The organism is Joostella sp., from assembly GCF_048266025.1.
Classification (GTDB): Bacteria; Bacteroidota; Bacteroidia; order Flavobacteriales; family Flavobacteriaceae; genus Galbibacter; species Galbibacter atrarenae.
The window spans coordinates 491,798-510,657 of sequence record NZ_JBLXAF010000001.1 but is presented as its reverse complement, the minus strand read 5'-3'; the positions used below and the strand labels follow the sequence as shown (position 1 = coordinate 510,657).

At 30.3% G+C, this 18,860-nt stretch carries 19 protein-coding genes and 1 tRNA gene; 7 read left to right on the top strand and 13 right to left on the bottom strand.

Annotated elements, in window-relative coordinates; all coding sequences use genetic code 11:
* The first annotated feature begins 299 nt into the window (after nucleotides 1-299).
* The gene (locus ACN0TY_RS02145) at nucleotides 300-1,616 is read left to right on the top strand and encodes a tyrosine-type recombinase/integrase (RefSeq protein ID WP_417443179.1); all 1,317 of its coding nucleotides are present in this window, start codon (nucleotides 300-302) and stop codon (nucleotides 1,614-1,616) included.
* 170 nt (nucleotides 1,617-1,786) lie between these two features.
* Here ACN0TY_RS02145 and ACN0TY_RS02140 read toward each other — a convergent pair whose 3' ends face one another.
* From ACN0TY_RS02140 to rseP, 12 genes are all read right to left on the bottom strand, one after another.
* Nucleotides 1,787-3,232 carry a hypothetical protein gene (locus ACN0TY_RS02140; RefSeq protein WP_417443178.1) on the bottom strand — a complete coding sequence of 482 codons (1,446 nt, stop codon included), beginning with the start codon at nucleotides 3,230-3,232 and terminating at the stop codon, nucleotides 1,787-1,789.
* Entirely contained in the window at nucleotides 3,222-4,364 is a 1,143-nt protein-coding gene (gene hxsC / locus ACN0TY_RS02135; protein ID WP_417443177.1) for a His-Xaa-Ser system radical SAM maturase HxsC, read from the bottom strand. The genes ACN0TY_RS02140 and hxsC overlap by 11 nt, the downstream gene beginning before the upstream one ends.
* Nucleotides 4,357-5,841 (bottom strand): His-Xaa-Ser system radical SAM maturase HxsB, encoded by a 1,485-nt coding sequence (hxsB, locus tag ACN0TY_RS02130; protein ID WP_417443176.1) that lies wholly within the window; start codon nucleotides 5,839-5,841, stop codon nucleotides 4,357-4,359. The genes hxsC and hxsB overlap by 8 nt, the downstream gene beginning before the upstream one ends.
* Nucleotides 5,828-6,148, bottom strand: coding sequence for a His-Xaa-Ser system protein HxsD (hxsD, locus tag ACN0TY_RS02125; protein ID WP_417443175.1), 321 nt, complete (start codon nucleotides 6,146-6,148; stop codon nucleotides 5,828-5,830). Before hxsD ends, hxsB begins: the two co-directional genes overlap by 14 nt.
* A 9-nt stretch (nucleotides 6,149-6,157) precedes the next feature.
* On the bottom strand, nucleotides 6,158-6,457 hold the full coding sequence (locus tag ACN0TY_RS02120; protein WP_417443174.1) for a hypothetical protein: 300 nt from the start codon (nucleotides 6,455-6,457) through the stop codon (nucleotides 6,158-6,160).
* Nucleotides 6,441-7,196, bottom strand: coding sequence for a glycosyltransferase family 2 protein (locus ACN0TY_RS02115; RefSeq protein ID WP_417443173.1), 756 nt, complete (start codon nucleotides 7,194-7,196; stop codon nucleotides 6,441-6,443). The genes ACN0TY_RS02120 and ACN0TY_RS02115 overlap by 17 nt, the downstream gene beginning before the upstream one ends.
* A 180-nt stretch (nucleotides 7,197-7,376) precedes the next feature.
* On the bottom strand, nucleotides 7,377-8,831 hold the full coding sequence (locus ACN0TY_RS02110) for a hypothetical protein (RefSeq protein WP_417443172.1): 1,455 nt from the start codon (nucleotides 8,829-8,831) through the stop codon (nucleotides 7,377-7,379).
* Between the two features lie 8 nt (nucleotides 8,832-8,839).
* Entirely contained in the window at nucleotides 8,840-9,115 is a 276-nt protein-coding gene (locus ACN0TY_RS02105) for a helix-turn-helix domain-containing protein (protein WP_417443171.1), read from the bottom strand.
* 89 nt (nucleotides 9,116-9,204) lie between these two features.
* The gene (locus ACN0TY_RS02100; protein WP_417443170.1) at nucleotides 9,205-9,969 is read right to left on the bottom strand and encodes a hypothetical protein; all 765 of its coding nucleotides are present in this window, start codon (nucleotides 9,967-9,969) and stop codon (nucleotides 9,205-9,207) included.
* A 272-nt stretch (nucleotides 9,970-10,241) separates the two neighbouring features.
* Nucleotides 10,242-11,762: a hypothetical protein gene (locus ACN0TY_RS02095; RefSeq protein ID WP_417443169.1), complete on the bottom strand. Its 1,521-nt coding sequence runs from the start codon at nucleotides 11,760-11,762 to the stop codon at nucleotides 10,242-10,244.
* Between the two features lie 267 nt (nucleotides 11,763-12,029).
* A tRNA-Asn gene (locus ACN0TY_RS02090) sits at nucleotides 12,030-12,103 on the bottom strand.
* Nucleotides 12,104-12,226: 123 nt separating this feature from the next.
* Nucleotides 12,227-13,552, bottom strand: a complete 1,326-nt coding sequence (gene rseP / locus ACN0TY_RS02085; RefSeq protein ID WP_236957411.1) for an RIP metalloprotease RseP — start codon at nucleotides 13,550-13,552, stop codon at nucleotides 12,227-12,229.
* Nucleotides 13,553-13,711: 159 nt separating this feature from the next.
* Between rseP and ACN0TY_RS02080 the strand changes: the two genes are divergently transcribed.
* Nucleotides 13,712-14,395 (top strand): SCO family protein, encoded by a 684-nt coding sequence (locus ACN0TY_RS02080; RefSeq protein WP_417443168.1) that lies wholly within the window; start codon nucleotides 13,712-13,714, stop codon nucleotides 14,393-14,395.
* Nucleotides 14,396-14,433: 38 nt separating this feature from the next.
* Here ACN0TY_RS02080 and ACN0TY_RS02075 read toward each other — a convergent pair whose 3' ends face one another.
* Complete coding sequence (locus ACN0TY_RS02075) at nucleotides 14,434-14,958, bottom strand: lipocalin family protein (protein WP_417443167.1); 525 nt, start codon at nucleotides 14,956-14,958, stop codon at nucleotides 14,434-14,436.
* A 280-nt stretch (nucleotides 14,959-15,238) separates the two neighbouring features.
* On the opposite strand from ACN0TY_RS02075, the gene ACN0TY_RS02070 reads away from it, so the two are divergent.
* The 5 genes from ACN0TY_RS02070 to ACN0TY_RS02050 all read left to right on the top strand — a co-directional run bounded on the left by ACN0TY_RS02070 (nucleotide 15,239) and on the right by ACN0TY_RS02050 (nucleotide 18,858).
* Nucleotides 15,239-15,481 carry a FeoA family protein gene (locus tag ACN0TY_RS02070; protein ID WP_236957408.1) on the top strand — a complete coding sequence of 81 codons (243 nt, stop codon included), beginning with the start codon at nucleotides 15,239-15,241 and terminating at the stop codon, nucleotides 15,479-15,481.
* Nucleotides 15,478-17,577, top strand: a complete 2,100-nt coding sequence (feoB, locus tag ACN0TY_RS02065) for a ferrous iron transport protein B (RefSeq protein ID WP_417443166.1) — start codon at nucleotides 15,478-15,480, stop codon at nucleotides 17,575-17,577. The genes ACN0TY_RS02070 and feoB overlap by 4 nt, the downstream gene beginning before the upstream one ends.
* 7 nt (nucleotides 17,578-17,584) lie before the next feature.
* Nucleotides 17,585-17,734: a FeoB-associated Cys-rich membrane protein gene (locus tag ACN0TY_RS02060; RefSeq protein ID WP_236957406.1), complete on the top strand. Its 150-nt coding sequence runs from the start codon at nucleotides 17,585-17,587 to the stop codon at nucleotides 17,732-17,734.
* Nucleotides 17,735-17,833: 99 nt separating this feature from the next.
* Nucleotides 17,834-18,346, top strand: coding sequence for a DUF6155 family protein (locus ACN0TY_RS02055; RefSeq protein ID WP_236957405.1), 513 nt, complete (start codon nucleotides 17,834-17,836; stop codon nucleotides 18,344-18,346).
* 65 nt (nucleotides 18,347-18,411) lie between these two features.
* Nucleotides 18,412-18,858: a YybH family protein gene (locus tag ACN0TY_RS02050; protein WP_417443165.1), complete on the top strand. Its 447-nt coding sequence runs from the start codon at nucleotides 18,412-18,414 to the stop codon at nucleotides 18,856-18,858.
* Nucleotides 18,859-18,860: the final 2 nt, after the last annotated feature.

Here is an 18,860-nt window from a genome sequence, read left to right as displayed (position 1 = left end):
TCAATTATATATACAATTTTGTTCTTATGAAAGGTTGATAAATGTTTTTTAAGATCAGAAAACGCTATAAAGCAAAAAATCCAGCCTATTTTGAATAGACTGGATTTGAATTTGCTCCCCCTCTTGGAGAGCATAAATATATTTATTTAATTTCTATCATATCTAAATAAGCAGTAAATAAGGGTTTTATGGTTTTGTGTAATTGATTTAGATTTAACTGTATTTAATGTAATTGAATAAAATTCGGATAAAAGTTCGGATAAAAAATGTAGATTTGTCCTAAAATAATACTTTGTTCAATGGCTACTATTAAGTTTTATCCATATAAACCTAAAGAAAAGTCTAAAATTTATATTAGATTATTTAAAGGTAAGAATCTTGATGTAAGATTATCTACTGGATTATCAATTTTAAGAGCTGAAAATTGGGATTATAAAAAGGGATTTCCTAAAAAAAATTCAGAGAGTAATAAGGAGCTTCACAATTCATTAAAGGAGTTAGAGAGTCATATCGAAAATGAAATTCTTAATATTGAAAAGTCAAGTAATGAGAATTCTCATGGTTTATCTAGTAAATGGCTTAAATCTCTCATTGATGTATATTTTAATGAAGGAATACCTGTTGATAGAGAGTTACTTGTAGAATATTCTAAATTTTATGCTGAAGAATTAAAGTCAAAAACTTTTATTAGAAATGGAGTTAAAAAGAAATATAAGCAAGAGACTATTAATAAGTATGTAAACTTTGCTAGGCATATAAAAGAATTTCAAGATTATTCGGGAAGGAAACTTTATTTGAAAGATGTAGATTTAGGACTTTGTTCTTCATTTTTAGAATATATAACAGACATTAAAGGCTTGTCAATAAATACTACTGGTAGATTTGCAAAAAGACTCAAAACAATTGTTGGAGATGCTGAAAGTAAAAGACTGCCTGTTAATGTTGAATATCGAAAAATCAAAGGGTTTGAAGACGATACTATAGTAGTCTACCTAACATTAGATGAGATAGATAGAATCATAGAGGCTAATGTGAGTAATGCTAAGTTGGGTATATGTAAAGACTGGTTAGTAATAGGATGCTATACAGGTCAAAGAATATCAGACTTGTTTAGAATGCAGAAGAAAGATATTATTGAAATACAGGGGATTAATTTTATCTCAATAAAACAATTTAAAACAGGTAAAAAAGTTAACATTCCAATACATTATAAAGTTAAAGGAATACTTAAAAAGTATGATGGGGCGTTTCCTCCAAATTTAAGCGAGAACGAGAAAAGCAATAGAACCGCTTTATCCAAAGGAATGAAAGAAGTATGTAAAGCTGCTGAAATAAATGAGATTACTAGAGGAAGGTATAATGGGAAATTGGGTAATTACCCAAAGTGGAAATTAATCCAAAACCATTCCTGTAGACGATCATTTGCAACAAACTTTTATGGCAAAGAAGGATGGAGTACTCCAATGATAATGGAGATAACAGGACATGAAACAGAAAGAAATTTTTATAGATACATTGACAAAGAGAATTTTGAATTAAGTATACAAGCAGCTAAGAACTTTGAAATGATGGAGATGAATGATAGTTTGAAAGAAAAAAAGCTAAAATCTGTTTAGGTTAAAATCTTATTTTTATCACCCTCTCCTTTAATAGTGAGTAATTTCCTTTTAAGAATGTATACTTCAATTATATGTATGGTACCTAGTGCATCTTCTCTTTTATGAGTTTTCATTGAAGTTTCTTGTGTTTTTATACCTTGCTGTTATTCTAGTCGCAATTTAAGTAATTAAAGAGGATCCTTTTCTTTAATTGTTATTTCATACACATCAGTCTTATCAATTGAAAAGTGGGGTATTTTTTTTAGGAGAATACCTCTTTTAGTTATTGAGGAGGTATCAATTAATTTAAATCTATTTATTAGGTATATTTTTGCGTATTTAAAGGTATCTATCCTCGATAGGTTTCTGTTTTCATATTGAAGTACGTCTATATTTTTTTTATGTTTCAAATTCAATAATGTAACGAGAACAAAATTATCTATTATTAATGCATTTTCCTCTAGTTTAATTGAATCTTCAATACGTTCATTTATTAAATGATAATTTCTTATTTCCTCATTAATAAAATCTTCCATTTTGATATATGAATTCACATAACTAAATATGAAAATGAAGAGCATTAATGCCTTCATTGTTAGTAGTTCTCTATTCTTTGAAAATAACATAGCTCCAAGTAATAAAGGGGTTGTGTTAGTCATGTATCTATATGTTTCAAATAGAGATATACTATGATCTTCTATTGCATATTGACTCCTGTAATGAAAGCTGTATAATATTATGAAAGCGAAGAATAAAGCAATAAAATAAAAAGTTTTTAATGTAGGTCTTGTTAATATAATTAATGCTAGTGAGAAGTTCAGGAATCCATTATATGATATAAACGTTTTTAGATATTGTGGTAACTGAAAGATTAAATAGTCAATGGAAAATGTTGCTTTTTCAAGTTGTTCAGCTTCAATAAATTCAGTATAAAATGGATTAATTATAGTTTGTGAAATTATGAGAAAAGAAAATGATAGAATAATTTCTTTTTTCTTTAAATCATTATATCTAAGAATCAATGCTAAAAGAGGTAACATTATTAGGTTCTCTCTTTTTATTATTATTGAGATAGATAGTAATATGATTATTATAACCTTATTAAGACTTCTTCTCTCAAATGATTCAATATAGATAAAGACAATAGTTAAGATATTTATCGAGATTGAAATATTTTCAATTAAGGAGCTGTTTAAAACGTAAATAGATGGGATAGAAGTCGAAAGTAAAATAAAGAAATAAATAAGATTATTTAAATCACTCCTTGGTCTTTTTGATTTTATGATAAACACAGAGAATATAACAGTAAAAACATATAATATAAGATTACCTATTCTGTGAAGATAATATGGGTTTATTTTGAATATTTTATCCCAAATTTTTAAAAATAAAGAATAGGTTATATAATGCCCTGTGTATGTTTTTTTTATATAACACTTATTGTCTATAAGTTTGTGGCAACCCTGAGTTCTATAATTATCAGAATAGTCAAGAGGATTATCCTGTGAAGCTACAAAAGAGCTAACAAATGCATCTTCATACTCGAAACCAAAGAAAATTTTATTGATACCTACCATGAAAGGTAGTGCAATAATTGTTATGATTATTAAAATTATGGATATATTAAACCTCAACTTCAGTTATTGGTTTTACATGTGAATTTTTGATATTCCATGAGAAAAATCCAGCACATTCACTTTTAAGCAGGCAAGATGTACATTCATTATGAAAGCTGTTTTTCCAATCTGAAATAGATTGTTTCGCGTACTTTCTTAGGTTGGTCGGTAAATGACAAAGGGGTGTGTTGTATATTGAGGTGTTATAGTTCCATTTATCTAAATAAAGAACTGCCTTTTCTAGTATTTGATTTGTGTGATTTATATCATCAATAATTAGAACATCCTTGTTGGCTTTTGTGTATCCAATTATTTCAAGCCCCATAAAGGTTATGTGGTAGATAAAAGGAAAATTTTTATGTATATACTTAGCAAGCTCTTCTAGTCTTTCTATTGATATTTTGTGTAATACAACTCTGATTTCTATTAAGAAACCTAATTCTGCCATGTTATGAATACCTAATATTGTTTGGTAGAAAGCATCTTTAGATTGAACAATGTAATCATGTATATTATAGATATCAGAATATAAGGGAATCGCAAATACTACTCTTTTAGGGTCAATTATTTTTTCAAGTACTTTACAGTAATCATTAGTGGCTTGGAGTCTTCCATTTGATAAAATATCGATGATTATGTTAGGATATCTAATCAAAAGCTTATTTATTAATAAAATTAAGTATTCTTCAAGAAGAGTAGGTTCTCCACCTGTAAAACCAATAAACTCTAATTCTTCAGGCATTAACTCAATCGCATAATCCCAAATTATGTAGTTTTCTTTAGTGTCATCAATATCTAATGGAGGTTGTGAGCACATCAGGCAATTACTATTACATCTAATGGTTGCGAATATCGAATTATTATTGCTGTTTTTTCTAAATAGAGACCTTATGTTGTTTTCTTTTACTAATAGAATATCCCCTTCTTCAATATGGTTAAGGTTCTTAAGTATAGAAACTGAGTAATTAATATTTGTCTCTATTTCAGAGAGCAATAAAGTGTGGTTTGTTCCATTAATAAGATTTCTACCTTCTAATTTAATTTGAATTCCATAGGAGCTAGTTATAACATTAATGACTTTGCCAACAAACAAACTTATAGGATTAACTAAATTTTTCCCCTTCCAAGTTAACTTTCTTTCTTCAACCATTCTTTACCCATTTACTAAAAATTTCTAGAGCATCATTATCTTCATCAATTTTTTTAAATATGATATCGAATACACCCATATTTCTCTTGCAAAAAGAGCTAGTAGGTCTATATCCATATATATCACCTTGAGTGGCGTGGTGATGAACTGGGTCTGCTCCACAATATATGTTGTAAGCACATGTGTCACAGCCTGCCAGATAATCATTAACACCACTATCTGCAATTTCGTCAATAACTTTGCTAGAAAGTAATTCTTCCCAAGTATTATCCACTGTACCTAAACAAAACTTTTCATCTTTCATTTGTGCAAGCATCCTAGCTTCGTCACTTACATAAACATTGCCATTATAATCGTAAACTATTACGCTATTTATTAGTCCACTCGGAGACATTAAATCAACATAATTTTCACTGTATGCAGTTAATAATTTTTTTAGAATGATAGAGCTGTATACTTCTCTAAAATCTTCCCCTTTTTTATTTAAATCAATTATATAATCTAAACCTTTTTCATAAAATTCCAGAAATTCTTCAGTATGATAGTATTTATTTTTTCCTTTAATAGCAAACCCATATGGAGAGATAGGTCTTAGGAACACTGAGTTAAAACCCAATGTTCTGTATTGATTAATTATTTCAATTGGGAACTTTAAGGATTCGACTGTTGTTGTCATAAGTGCAGAGATGTTTTCCTGACCTACTATTTCTTTTGATAGTTCAATTCCTTTTATTGCTAATTGGTGACTATCTCTACCTTTTTTTGGTCTATTTTTATTATGTAAATATTCATGTCCATCTAAAGAGGAAGATACCAGTACCTTATTTTCTTTACAGTAATAGAGAATTTCTTCATTTATAGGTGCTAGATTAGTGCAAATTACATAATTGATATTCTTATTAAATTTTTCATTTTCCTTTTTAGTGTATGAGATAGCTTTTTTTATCTGATCAAAAGCTAAAAGTGCTTCCCCTCCTTGAAACTCCATAGTTATGTTTTGTTCAGGGGAGTTCAGCATTAAGTCAATCCCTTTAAAAAGTTTCTCTTCTTTAAAATCGAATTCATCTTTGTTTTCAGATACCCTAGATACTTGACAATACTTGCAGGTGTGTTCACATCTCAATGTTATAACAAAAATATGTAATGTTGCAAAGTTTAAAGCATTTGATTTTTTTGCTCTGTACCTATTGGCTAATACATCTAAGTTCTTTAATGAGAGTGAATCATGAATAAAATTATTAGATAATAAATTTCTGTAGAGTTCAACTGAAATTACATTCCTGTCTTTGCTAAGAATCTTTTTAACTGAGCCATTTGGTACAATTAAAAAGTCGCCAATAAAATTTATTAAAAGCTCTCTGCCTGAATCAAGTCTTTTAAAGTTAAATGGGAGTAATGAAAAATTATTTTTATAATCATCATAAAACTCTTCATTTTTAAAGCTTCTAAACTCCTTTCGATATTTACTTTGTTTCATTGTTATCCATGTTTACTGGGTCGTCAAAATTCCCAATAGTATTGAAATGAATAAGGTCTGGATAAAATGCTTTTGTAACTACTAGGGTTTTTATGTCTTTGGTTTCTTGGGTGATTAGATCTCTTAAGGAATAATCGTTTAGGGTAGTAAGAAATACTTTTGAAAAATGATCATCTTCTGTATCTGCCTTTATAATGTATTGTTTGTCATCATGACTAAGGTTTATAGCATAGTCATTGGATAGCCAGTAAATAGTGTCTTTGACGGATTTAAGGCTGTACATGTCTTTTGAAACTCTTAAGCTCATTATATAAATTTATACAAATGAGGATGATCTGTGAGAAGAGTGACTTGAGTGGCTTGAATGACTTGAGTGGCTTGAATGACTTGAATGCATACATGCCATGCTTTTGTCTAAATCATTGAAGTTAACTTTTAAAACGAATGATTTTTTCTTAGCAAGAGAGGAGTTTTCGTAAGATATTGTATTTCCAGAATCTTCAGGATTCTCAATTTCTACTTTTGAAACATTATCGTTTGCAATAGCTGAACCACCTACTAAGGCGCTTAAAGCTAGTAATACTTTTTTATTCATAGGTTTAGGTATTGTTTTCAAAAATAAATATTTTTGATTTAAAATAAAAATGTTTTGATAGAAAATATAAGATACTTACTCTTATTACCCCAAATCCATAGATTACACTTCTTTTGAAATTAATTGATGAAGAATCTTTTTCGTATTTCACTGGACATGAAATCTCACCGATTATAAATTTTTTATATATGATTTGTGAGAGTATTTCGTTGTCAAAAATAAAATCATTTGAATTTGAATTAAAATTTATACTTTCTAAAACTTCCTTAGTAAAAGCTCTGTATCCTGTATGGTATTCTGATAGTTTTTGACCCAATAAAATATTTTGAAATAGAGTTAGTGCTCGGTTAAATATGTACTTGTATATAGGCATACCGCCTTTTAATGCGCCCGTACTTATAATTCTGCTTCCTAATATTACGTCGTAATGTCCTGATAGTATCATGTATATAATCGGTTTAATTAATTTTGGAGAATATTGATAATCTGGATGGAGCATTATGACTATGTCAGAATTTAGTTCTAGGGCTTTGTTGTAACAAGTTTTTTGATTTGCTCCATAGCCTGAATTTCTTTTATGTTGGATTATGTTTTTAATTCCTAGTTTTTTTGCTATTGCGACTGTATTATCTATGCTTTTATCATCCGTTAGAATTATGTTGTCAACAATATCCAAAGGTATTTCTTGAAATGTATTAATTAATGTCTTTTCTGCATTATAAGCAGGTAAAACTACGCTGATAATTTTATTGTTAACCATTTTAACTTTCTCGATGATGTTTGGCGGTTGTGTTTTTAAATATCTTCTATATTGTCGTATATCCTAAAGATATTTATGTGATAGATATAATTGAGAAATAGACAGAGTCGTCTTATTTCAAATAATATCTTTTTCATTAAAAAATTATTTTATGCAAACTTAATTGGTAAATATAATAATTTACCATTGTTTAAGAATTGTGACAGGTGAAAAACTAAAATAATCTTTCAATAGTATTTCCATCTTAATCTTTAGTAGGTTTCCTTGGTTTTCAGTTGTTGATATACTATCATGTCTCGTAATCAGAAGTACTTCAGGGTGTTTCCTAGAAATCTTTTTTGCGCAATAATCTAAAACGCATTTTGCCTCAACTTGTTGCATGAATATAGGTAAGTGTGAACTTTTGTCTATTTTAAAGCAATCAAGGATGCTCATTACATTAGGAAATAGTCTTTTAAATGAATTTACTGCTTTAATTCCATAAGATTTTGTTGATGAATATAGGGCATTAATAGTTATTTTTTTCCCGCATTCCCTTAATGTTTCAAAAGAATGGATTTCTTGAATTTTTTTAGATTCATTGTATAAATATGTGCAATATCTATTATTCTCTGTCCAAATAACGTTTTTGTCTTTTATTAATTCCTTTCCAACATATTCATATATATCATGCTGTCTGATTAATTTAATGAATCGTTCAGTTTCAGTAAAATCAATCGGTTTGGAAGGATTTAATAAGATAGTAGTGATCTCCTCACTTATTCTGTTTATATTTATCTTATATTGTTGTTTATTGTCTATCATCTTTTTTAGCTGGATATTAATTTCTCTTTTAAGTTCATTATGACTCAGTTTGTTCCCATTAAATGGTTTGACTATTTTATCGAGAATAAGACTTGCAATAATTGGTTGTGAACTTTTAATATCTACTTCCACCATGTTTTCATTATTAAATTTGATGAACTGTTTTAGGTCTGAAGGTATCCTTGTGAACAACGAGTGTAGTCTATCATCTTTACCTTCTCTTGAATAGTTATTTAACTCTGATTCAAAATTTTCAATATATCTGATACGAAGTACTTTTCGTTCGAAATCACTATCATCAAAATTAGATTTAACATACTCTAAAGCATTTGACCTATCAATAGACCATAAAGGTGAATCTATCCATTTAGTTAGATGTTTAGTTCTTTCCTCTGCATTTAATGTTCTTTTATTCCGCTCTTTCGCATGTTTGTTAACTATATGTTTGTTTTGGAATGTTCTTTTATTTTGTAATTCAAGAAAATGCGCGAAATATTTTTCACTTAGCTTATATTGCTTGCATCTGTTTTGTTTGCTACTTATGTTGTTTATGTGATTTTTTATTTTAATAAAACCGTTTTTTTCTAAAAAGGTTAACTGCTGATTGTAACTGTATCTTATTTTGTTTCTAGTGTAATCGTACTGTTGTAACCTTTTAGAGCTTAAGCCTACATAAGAATTGACCTTGCTTTTATAAATAATCAAATGGATTAAAAAGGCGCAGTACTCTATACTTATCTCTTTCTTACCAATAACTAACTTACTTAAATCCTTGTAAAGATTATTTGGGAGATTAACATAAAACTCCTTTTTCTTAATATCTACTCTCATGGCAATTACTATTTAAGCTTAATAATTGCCTTTTCGATATCTGAAAATTTGTAGTAAACCCTATTACCTATGCCGTATGGGATGAGTTTACCCTGTTTAGTCCAATTATGAACCGTACTGAGGTTGATTTTAAGCATCTCAGCAACCTCTTGTCGTGTTAGGAAAGGATTGTTGGGCTCTTTCGTATTAAGCGAATCCTCAGGCTTTAAAATAGCTTTTAATATTTTAGTGATTCGCGTTTCTAGCTCTTCTGGGGAAAATTGAATAAATTGTACTGTTTTCATAAGACTTGTTTTTTATGTGAACAAAAGTCTTATGTGAACTGTACCGAGATTGGTACTTTTTTGTACCATTTGGGTACAACTTTTAAAATCTAATTATACTTCCGCTTTAATTCAAAATAAATTCGATCTCTCTTTGATGGATCGGATAGGTCTACTTCTTTGAATGTCTTTGTTTTGTTGATGTCGATATCAAAGCTTTGATAAAGCCAATTTCTATATGCCTGATCACCCAAATCAAACACAATAAGTTTATCACTAATCATTCTTCTATATATGAAGCTATAATCGGCATGTTCGTGTTTGATAAATTTCTCTTGAAATTCAGAAAAGATCTTATATCCCCTTATGGATGGAAAAATATTTGGGTGTGGATTAGTTAATAATGGGAAATTATTTAAATCATTTTCAACTGTAGTCAAAGATTCGATAAATTTATCAGGATGATTACTTTTAATAATAACTATATATTCGTCGATAAGAGTTTGTTTGTCTTTTAAGTTGAGGAAGGCTTCTAATCCTTCGATAGATCTCACATAATCTACTATTTTATTGATTTCAAATAAATTGGGTATAGGTGTATTATGATAGTCTAATATCTGTTCAATTTTATATTTAATCATATTTATATACTCTTCGATATAATTTCTTTCAGGTTGGTTTTTAAATTGATGTATTTCCTCCGTAGATGGTTCGAAATCGTCATCTACAAATAATGTGGTTTCTTTTTCCAAATCACTCAAATTATTCCCGTCATCAATATAGCTAATGAAAAGCTCAAAAGAATCTAACTTTGAACGCTTATAGTCTGCATAAATTTTTACATTAATTAAGTGCTGAATTAGGTCGGTGGTCATAATTAAAGTGTGTTTTAGGATATGATTTTAAGATTTTTTATATACAACTTAGTAATGTTCTTTTTGATGATTAAAAAGTCTGTTGAAAGCTTATTTTAAAGGGACTAGAAAAATTTTCATCATTCAAAAGTATTCATATATATCATATTAAGATATGTGCTATGAATTTTATAGCGGACAAACCCTAATGAGTAGAAGAGTGTCTACTAAATTTTTAATGTTTTTAAGTGATTTATTATTCGCATTTTCTTCGTAGGATTGTTTATCAAAAATTACTTTTTTCCAAACTTTCTAAAAGCAGATATAAATTGGTATATTAGGTATCCAGCTAAAATTCGATTGATAAAGTCTACTATCATTGATGCACCAGTTAGGGAATCTTTTTCGACTAAAAAGTTGAGTTTATGCGCAATGTTTATAAATGAAAAGTAGTGTCCTATTAATTTCCAATCAAAATCATTATTTACATTAATATGCAGCCCTAGTGTTTCAAGATAAATAACATAAAGTAGGAAAGTGAAACCAAAAAATAGAAAGAATGCATTTTTAGGCTGAGTACCATGCATATTAGTCCATCTATTAAGTCTTAATATAGTGCGGTCTTCGAAATTCAGGTGGTTGACCTTTTCTAATGAATTAAAAGCAATCCTTTGCATTCTTTGAGACTCGAAAGTGTTTCCCGTTTTCAATAAAGCCATTTTTAATTGTAAAAATAGCTCATACTGATCTCTTTGATAAGAGTCATTTCGTTCATTTGGATAATGAACATTTTTTAAGGATTTAAATACTTCGTAATCTAACCCTTTTGATTGAAAAACTGTAGAAGTGAATTTGGTATTAGCTAAATTTGATCTATAAAAGGAGACGATATTGTAACTATCAAATCTAACACCGTAGAACCATGATTCGTCTAAAAAAGATTTATGTATTTCAAAGTTTCCGCTTTTCATAACGAAAGATTTTACTTGAAATAATCTAAAATTTTGATCTGCGGTAAAGTTATGCATATAGATGTTGTCTATAATTGAATCTTCTATCTTTAATTTACCCATAAGTTTTCCTCTTAAGGTAATGCTCTTTAGGCAAGAAGAAGTTATAGAGAAATCGTTTGCAATACCATCCTCTTTATAGTCTATAGTTAAAGAAATGCTGATTGATGTAATAAAATCCAATGAAGGAACAAACCTAATTTTATAATCTTTTATTGCTTCATTTCTCTTTCTTTCAATACGTGATTTTTTGGGAGCGTCTTCTAGAATGTTAGAGTGAAAATTTATATTTTCAACATTGTCGATATGATATGATGTTTTTGTTTTCGTTAAATCGCGATGAGTAGCCAGGATCTGGAGCCATACCTTCGGGAATATATTTTCTTTTGTGTAACTAATATCTGCGCTTTTAAAGCCATTAAGTAAGAATTCACCAATACAATTCTGTATTGTTATTCTTGTAAAAGAAGGGTTCTTTCCATGAAGCCTTTTTACATAGCAACTAAAAAAGAATAAGTTAATTCTTTTTGAAATAATTGTTGACACATCCATGGAGTCAATAACACAACCAGAAAAGCGGAAAAATAAGCCCAATGGAAATTCTCCATCAATTTCAAAGGAGATTTCATGTTTGAAAATACATTTTTCAAATGATAATAAGGCTTGGTGTTTGTTAATCGTTCCCCGTACCTTAAAATAATCAGCTCTTTTTAATATAATTAGTATGGGCTGATTATATGTTTTATTTTCGAATTTTGAATTAGGAGAAGAAAAAGGGTTTATCGGTATATTGCTTGGTAACATGAGTGGTAACTTATTACGGGTTTATGTTCTCCGTTTCAAATGACAATAATTGATTATATCCATTTTTATGATTAGCAATCATATATTATTAGACTTTTGATTCTTTATTTTTTAAAACTACGAATTATTTTTTTCTTGATATCGAAAAGCATAATAAATAGAAAATGAGTAGATTCTGAAAAAAGGGAATGTAATGTAGTTTTCGGATAAAAATTATTTATAAAAACAGAAAACCCAGTAAAACTAATGCTTTACTGGGTTTAAATGCTCCCCCTCTTGGGCTCGAACCAAGGACCCTCTGATTAACAGTCAGATGCTCTAACCAACTGAGCTAAGGAGGAATTTATTTTTATATGCTTCTAAGCCTTTGTTAGTGCTTGCTTGAGAAGCTTTTTGTTTCTTTTTGCGGATGCAAATATATATGTTTTTTTCTTTACACCAAATAAAAAATAAACTTTTTTATTTTATTCGAAAATCGCTTTATATACATCGTTTCCGTTCGCGTACAAAAGTAAGGCAATTAATATAAAAAAACCAATCATTTGTGCATATTCCAAAAACTTTTCACTTGGCTTCCTTCCAGTAATCATCTCATATAAGAGGAACATTACATGTCCTCCATCCAAAGCAGGGATAGGAAGGATATTCATAAATGCCAGAATAATAGATATAAAGGCCGTCGACATCCAAAATCCTTGCCAGTCCCAAGTGTCAGGAAATAGCTTTGCAATGGTTCCAAAACCACCCACTTCTGTAGCTCCTTTTTTCGTAAAAAGAAACTTCATTGAGCTGATATAATCCCTAAGTGTCCAATATCCGTAGTTAATTCCTGCAGGAATTGCTTCTGCAAAAGTGTATTCTTTCTTAATAATATCCTTTTCTGTAAGGTGAGATTTAGGATAAACTCCTATTGTATTAGTTTCAGATGGAGTTACAGAGATCGTATCTGTTACTTTGTTTCTTTCTATAACTAAACTTATCGCGTTGTTGTCTGCATTTTTTACTTTGGTAGTAAACTCATCCCAAAAAGTAACAGCATTTCCGTTTACAGAAACAATTCTGTCATTCGACTTCAATCCACTTAAATCTGCTGGGCTATCTGGAATAACACTATCTATTACAGGGTTTATTCTTGGTGTAAGTGGTCGAACTGCTCCTTCTGTATATAGGTAAGTTCCTAAAGTATCTGGAAGACTAAGTACTTCTTTTTTACCGTCTACGTGTTTTACTTCTATTTCTTCAACTCCTCTTACAAGCAGTAAACGACTCACATCTAAAATATTTTCAGGTTTTTTACCATCAATATTTAATATTTTATCACCATTTTTAAAGCCATAAGGCTCTAATTGTTCAGCTACAGCAAAACCATTAGGATAAGAATCTTGAGAAACTTCATTACTTCCCCAAACGTATAATACCATGGCATAGATAAAGAAACCTAGAATTAGGTTTACGGTAACTCCTCCTAGCATGATAATAAGACGTTGCCAAGCTGGTTTAGAACGGAATTCCCATGGTTGAGGTGGTTGTGCCATCTGCTCTTTGTCCATGCTCTCGTCTATCATACCAGAGATCTTTACATAACCTCCTAATGGAAGCCACCCGATACCGTATTCTGTTTCTCCTATTTTCTTTTTTAATAGGGAAAACTTTACATCAAAAAATAGATAGAATTTCTCAACACGAGTTTTAAATATTTTGGCTGGTATAAAGTGACCGAGCTCGTGTAAAACAATAAGTATAGATAAACTTAATAAAAGTTGAATAGCCTTAACTAAAATTGGACTCATAAATTAGGTTTCATTTTCAAATCGCACAAAAGTAATGTTTTCCATCTACTTACCACAATCAAAATGTAGTAAGGCGAAGTTTTTATGACTGTTTTATGATAAAAATATAGCTTTTCCTAGCTTATATTGTATTTTTGCAACCATAAAATAAGCCATTGTATGCTACAGTTTTTTAGCAAATTCAAATATTTTTTTATTACCCTATTTATCCTTTCGGTAATTATTGTGAGCTTAATATATCAGGCCTTAAAGCCAAAAGAGAGGCTTCCTGTTTATGAGCCTTCAATGGTAAATGCAGAGCTTGTTGATTCTTCAATTCAATATATCAGAAAATATCATACAATAGCTCCATTCAAATTAATCAATCAGAATGGAGATACTATTACTGAAGCTACTTATAAAGATAAAATATATGTAGCAGATTTCTTTTTTACTACCTGTCTTACTATTTGTCCGAAAATGACAGATAATATGGCCATCATACAAAAGGAGATTTTAGATGATCCTGATGTTATGCTTTTGTCTCATTCTGTAACTCCAGAAATTGACTCTGTACCTCGACTAAAAGAGTATGCTCTAGAAAAAGGGGTTGTAGATAGTAAATGGAATATGGTTACTGGCGATAAAAAACAAATATATGAGCTCGCCAGAAAAAGTTACCTAGCGGTGAAAACAATTGGAGACGGTGGTCCTTTTGATATGATTCATACTGAGAACTTTGTTTTGGTTGATAAGGAGAAAAAAATTAGAGGCTATTATGACGGTACCAAACAAGAAGATATCCAAAAATTACTTCATGATATAGCTGTTTTAAAAGAAGAATATAAGGAGCAGAAACCATAAATATTTTGGTTTTATACTCCTTTCAAAGAGCTGTAATTCTATTCTGCTTTATTATGTTCTACCCAAATTAAATCGGCGGTGTTATATCCAATTTCCTGAGCTTTTTTTAAATACTCGTTTTTAACATTTTCTGGAATTGTAGTTTCTCTAGATAGAATCCATAGATAATCTAAATTTTTTCCAGCAACCAAAGCGTATTTGTAATTATCGTCAATGGCAATAACATTGTATCCAGCGTAGAAAGGTCCAAAAAAAGATACCTTTAATTTTGCCACATTATCGTCGCCTACAAATTTGGCTTTCCCTGTGGACTCTGTCCATTCCTCTTCTTCGTAATCATAACCTCGATTTACAACTTTTATAGTTCCATTGTCATTTAAAGAATAATTAGCGGTAGTGTTATTTAGGCCTTCTTCGAATTTAAAATCCAAACGAGCAATCTCATACCATTTACCTAAATATTTTGCCTTATCAAAGGGTTTAACAGCTTCTGCTCCTTTTGGAATGGTATTGCAACTAAAAACGCCTAGTGACAATACGCACAATATTATTATGTTTTTCATGTTGTTGTTTTTTTGGTTCGTTTAAAGACTGTCTTTTAGCGACAATACTTTTATCTAAAGTAGCTAAATTCTTATGTTTTTTTCATAAAATAGATTTAAAGTCTTCTAAAAGCATCGCTAATTTTATGTCGTAAAATTCTCCTCTGAATTATTCGTCACTGACTTTTTTAATTTTAATTGCTAAAATTTAACTTCCTTGTTCTTAAACATCTATTAAATTATTTCCTCAAACTCAATTTTTATGTTACTTTTGCTTACTTAAAATGAATCTAAATAAGATTTGAAATTGACGATTGCACATTTAAAAAGAGGCGAACGCGCCATAATTAAAGAGTTTTCTACGGATATTATTCCTATTAAATTACTAGAAATGGGCTGTTTGCCAGGTAACGAAGTAGAGTTACTGCAGATTGCGCCTTTTAGAGACCCATTGTATTTAAATATTAATGGTTCCTTCTTAGCAATTCGTCGTGAAACTGCACTGCAAATCGAAGTAGATATTATAGAAAATAAAGCTTTATGAGTAAGCAGATTAATGTTGCCCTCATAGGGAATCCAAACACAGGAAAGACTTCAGTATTTAATCAGTTAACAGGATTGAATCAAAAAGTAGGTAACTATCCTGGAATTACTGTAGAAAAAAAAGAGGGAGTTTGTAAGCTTCCAAGAGGAGTTAAAGCTCATATTATTGACTTGCCAGGGACGTATAGCTTAAATGCAAATTCTCTGGATGAGAATGTAGTAATAGAGCTACTTTTAAATAAGAATGATAAAGATTTTCCTGATGTTGCTGTTGTTATAACAGATGTGGAGAATTTGAAGCGAAATTTGCTTCTTTTTACTCAGATTAAAGATTTAAAGATTCCCACTATTTTGGTGATTAATATGGCCGACAGAATGGAGCGCCGTGGAATTACTTTAGATACCAAAATATTAGAGGAGCGTCTTAACACAAAAATTGCGGTTGTAAGTACCCGTAAGAAAATTGGAATCGATAAGATTAAAGAACTTATAACAAATTATAAGTCAATTTCTATTGAGCCTTGTGTAGATACAACTGTTATTGATGTTGAATATTTTGGAGGGTTAAAAGCCGCTTTTCCAAAACAAGATATTTACAAATTATGGTTGGTAATTACGCAAGATGTCAATTTTGTAAGCTTAGACAGAAAATTGGTTCAAGATGCTTCTAATTTTTCAACTAAATCCACTTCAGATCTAAAAAGAATGCAGCATAAAGAAACGGTGCTGCGTTACCAATTTATAAATGGAGTTTTAAAAGAAGGGTATAAAAAAGATGAAAATGCCGCAAAAGGTTTCCGAGCTTCTTTAGATCGGATTCTTACTCACAAAGTGTGGGGATATGTAATTTTCTTCTTAATCTTACTTACAATTTTTCAAGCTATTTACGATTGGAGTAGCTATCCAATGGATTTTATAGATGCCACATTTGCCTCTTTTAGTGAATGGGCAAAAGAAACACTTCCGCCGGGATCACTTACAAACTTATTAGCTGAAGGGATTATTCCTGGGTTGGGAGGTATCGTTATTTTCATTCCGCAGATTGCATTTTTATTCCTTTTCATATCCATTTTAGAAGAATCTGGTTATATGAGTAGGGTTGTATTCTTAATGGATAAGATAATGCGTAAGTTTGGTTTGAGCGGGAAAAGTGTAGTTCCTCTAATATCTGGTACTGCGTGTGCAATTCCTGCTGTAATGGCAACTCGAAATATAGAGAATTGGAAGGAAAGGTTGATTACCATTTTGGTGACTCCCTTTACAACGTGTTCCGCTAGATTACCAGTTTATCTTATTATTATCTCTTTAGTAATTCCAAATGATCGCTTTTTAGGGATGAATTTGCAAGGAGTTACATTGATGTTGTTATATTTAATAGGCTTCGGAACGGCTGTTTTTTCAGCTTGGTTGCTTAATAAAATATTGAAGATTAGAAATAAGACATTTTTTGTTGTTGAAATGCCTAGTTATAAACTGCCATTATTTAAGAATGTTGCGATTACGGTTATTGAAAAAACAAAGAGTTTTATTTTTGGAGCAGGTAAAATCATATTAGCTATTTCGATTGTTTTATGGTTTTTAGCGTCCAATGGTCCTTCTGAGGAGTTTGATAATGCAGCAGAAATTATCACTTCAGAAACATCTTCACAAGAAATATCACCAGAAGAGCTTTCAACAAAAATAGCATCTTACAAACTCCGTCATTCTTATATCGGAATAGCAGGAAAAGCTATCGAGCCTGTTATTTTACCTTTGGGGTACGATTGGAAAATAGGAATTGCATTGATCAGCTCGTTTGCTGCAAGAGAGGTTTTTGTTGGAACACTGGCTACCATTTATAGCGTTGGTAGCGATGAAGAAGAAACTATTAAAAATAGAATGGCTGCAGAAACAAATCCTGTAACTGGAGAGCCTTTATTTAATTTAGCTTCCGGGGTTTCATTATTATTGTTCTATGCTTTTGCAATGCAATGTATGAGTACATTAGCCATTGTAAAACGAGAAACGAACACATGGAAATGGCCAGTTGCACAATTAGTATTTATGACAGGATTTGCTTATGTTGTAGCTTTAATTGCATATCAATTGCTTAAATAGTATAGAAATGGATCTTCAGAGTCTTATCGTTTATATTGTATTATTACTAGCTGTTGCTTATCTAGTGTTGAAGTTTGTATTCCCTAAAAAACTCAATTCTTTGCTAGGGAAAAAATCAAGTGGAGGTTGCGGAGATGGCGACTGTGGTTGCCATTAAGATTATTTGTTTTTTTGGTAAGCATATTAAAATATTGAAGTAATTATTCTTCTGAAGGATAATTACATTAATTTTAAATCTTATTTTTCTCAGTAAGTTATGTCTAAACGTGATTTAAAAAAATACTTAAGCACCTTAAAAAAGGAAGATCTAGAAACGCAGGTTTTAGAGTTATATACACGCTTTAAGGAGGTGAAGGTTTATTATGATTTTGTTTTTAATCCGAAGGAAGATAAGCTTATTGATCAATGTAAAGCTAAAATTGCAAATGAATATTTCCCAGTTTCTAGACGAAAACCAAGAGCAAGGAGGTCTGTAGCTCAAAAGCATATAAAACACTTTATAGATTTAGGAGTAAACCCTATTATGGTGGCCGATGTGATGTGGTTTAATTTGGAAATTGCTCAGACATATAATAGAGAAAAGCAGTTAAAACAAGATGCTTTTTATAAGAGTATGGCGAAGTCTTTTGATGAAGCTGTTAAGTATATTTTAGTACATGGACTTTTGGATGAATTTAAAGTTCGGTTGTTAGCTGTTTATGAAGAAGCACAAGTTCAAGAATGGCCTACTTTATATACAATGGAAAGTACCTTAGATTTATTAGATTAATTGATAATAAACGATTTTTATTACTTAGAAAAGTATTATTTTGTACTCTTAAAATTATTATTCAAATGAAAAATTCCCTTTTACTACTTCTCGTTTGTTGTTCGTTTTTCTTGTCTTCTGCTCAAGAAAAGCTTTCAGAAATTAATAAAACCCAAATTCTTGAAGTTTTTAATAAGCAAGAAGAAGCTTGGAATCGTGGAGATATCCCTGCTTTTATGGAAGGGTATTGGAAATCTGAAGACTTAGCTTTTTCTGGTTCCTCTGGTCCTCTTTTTGGATGGGAAGCTACTAAAGATCGCTATCTTAGAAGTTATCCTGATACAACTGCAATGGGGAAACTTACTTTTGAAGTGATTAAAATTCAGCAAGTAAAAGAAGGAGTTGCTCAAGTTATAGGTTCTTTTCATTTAAAAAGAACTATCGGAGATCTTAGTGGTTATTTTACCTTGGTTTGGCGTAAGTTTGATAATCAATGGCTTATTATTAGCGACCATACTTCATCAGCGAAATAATT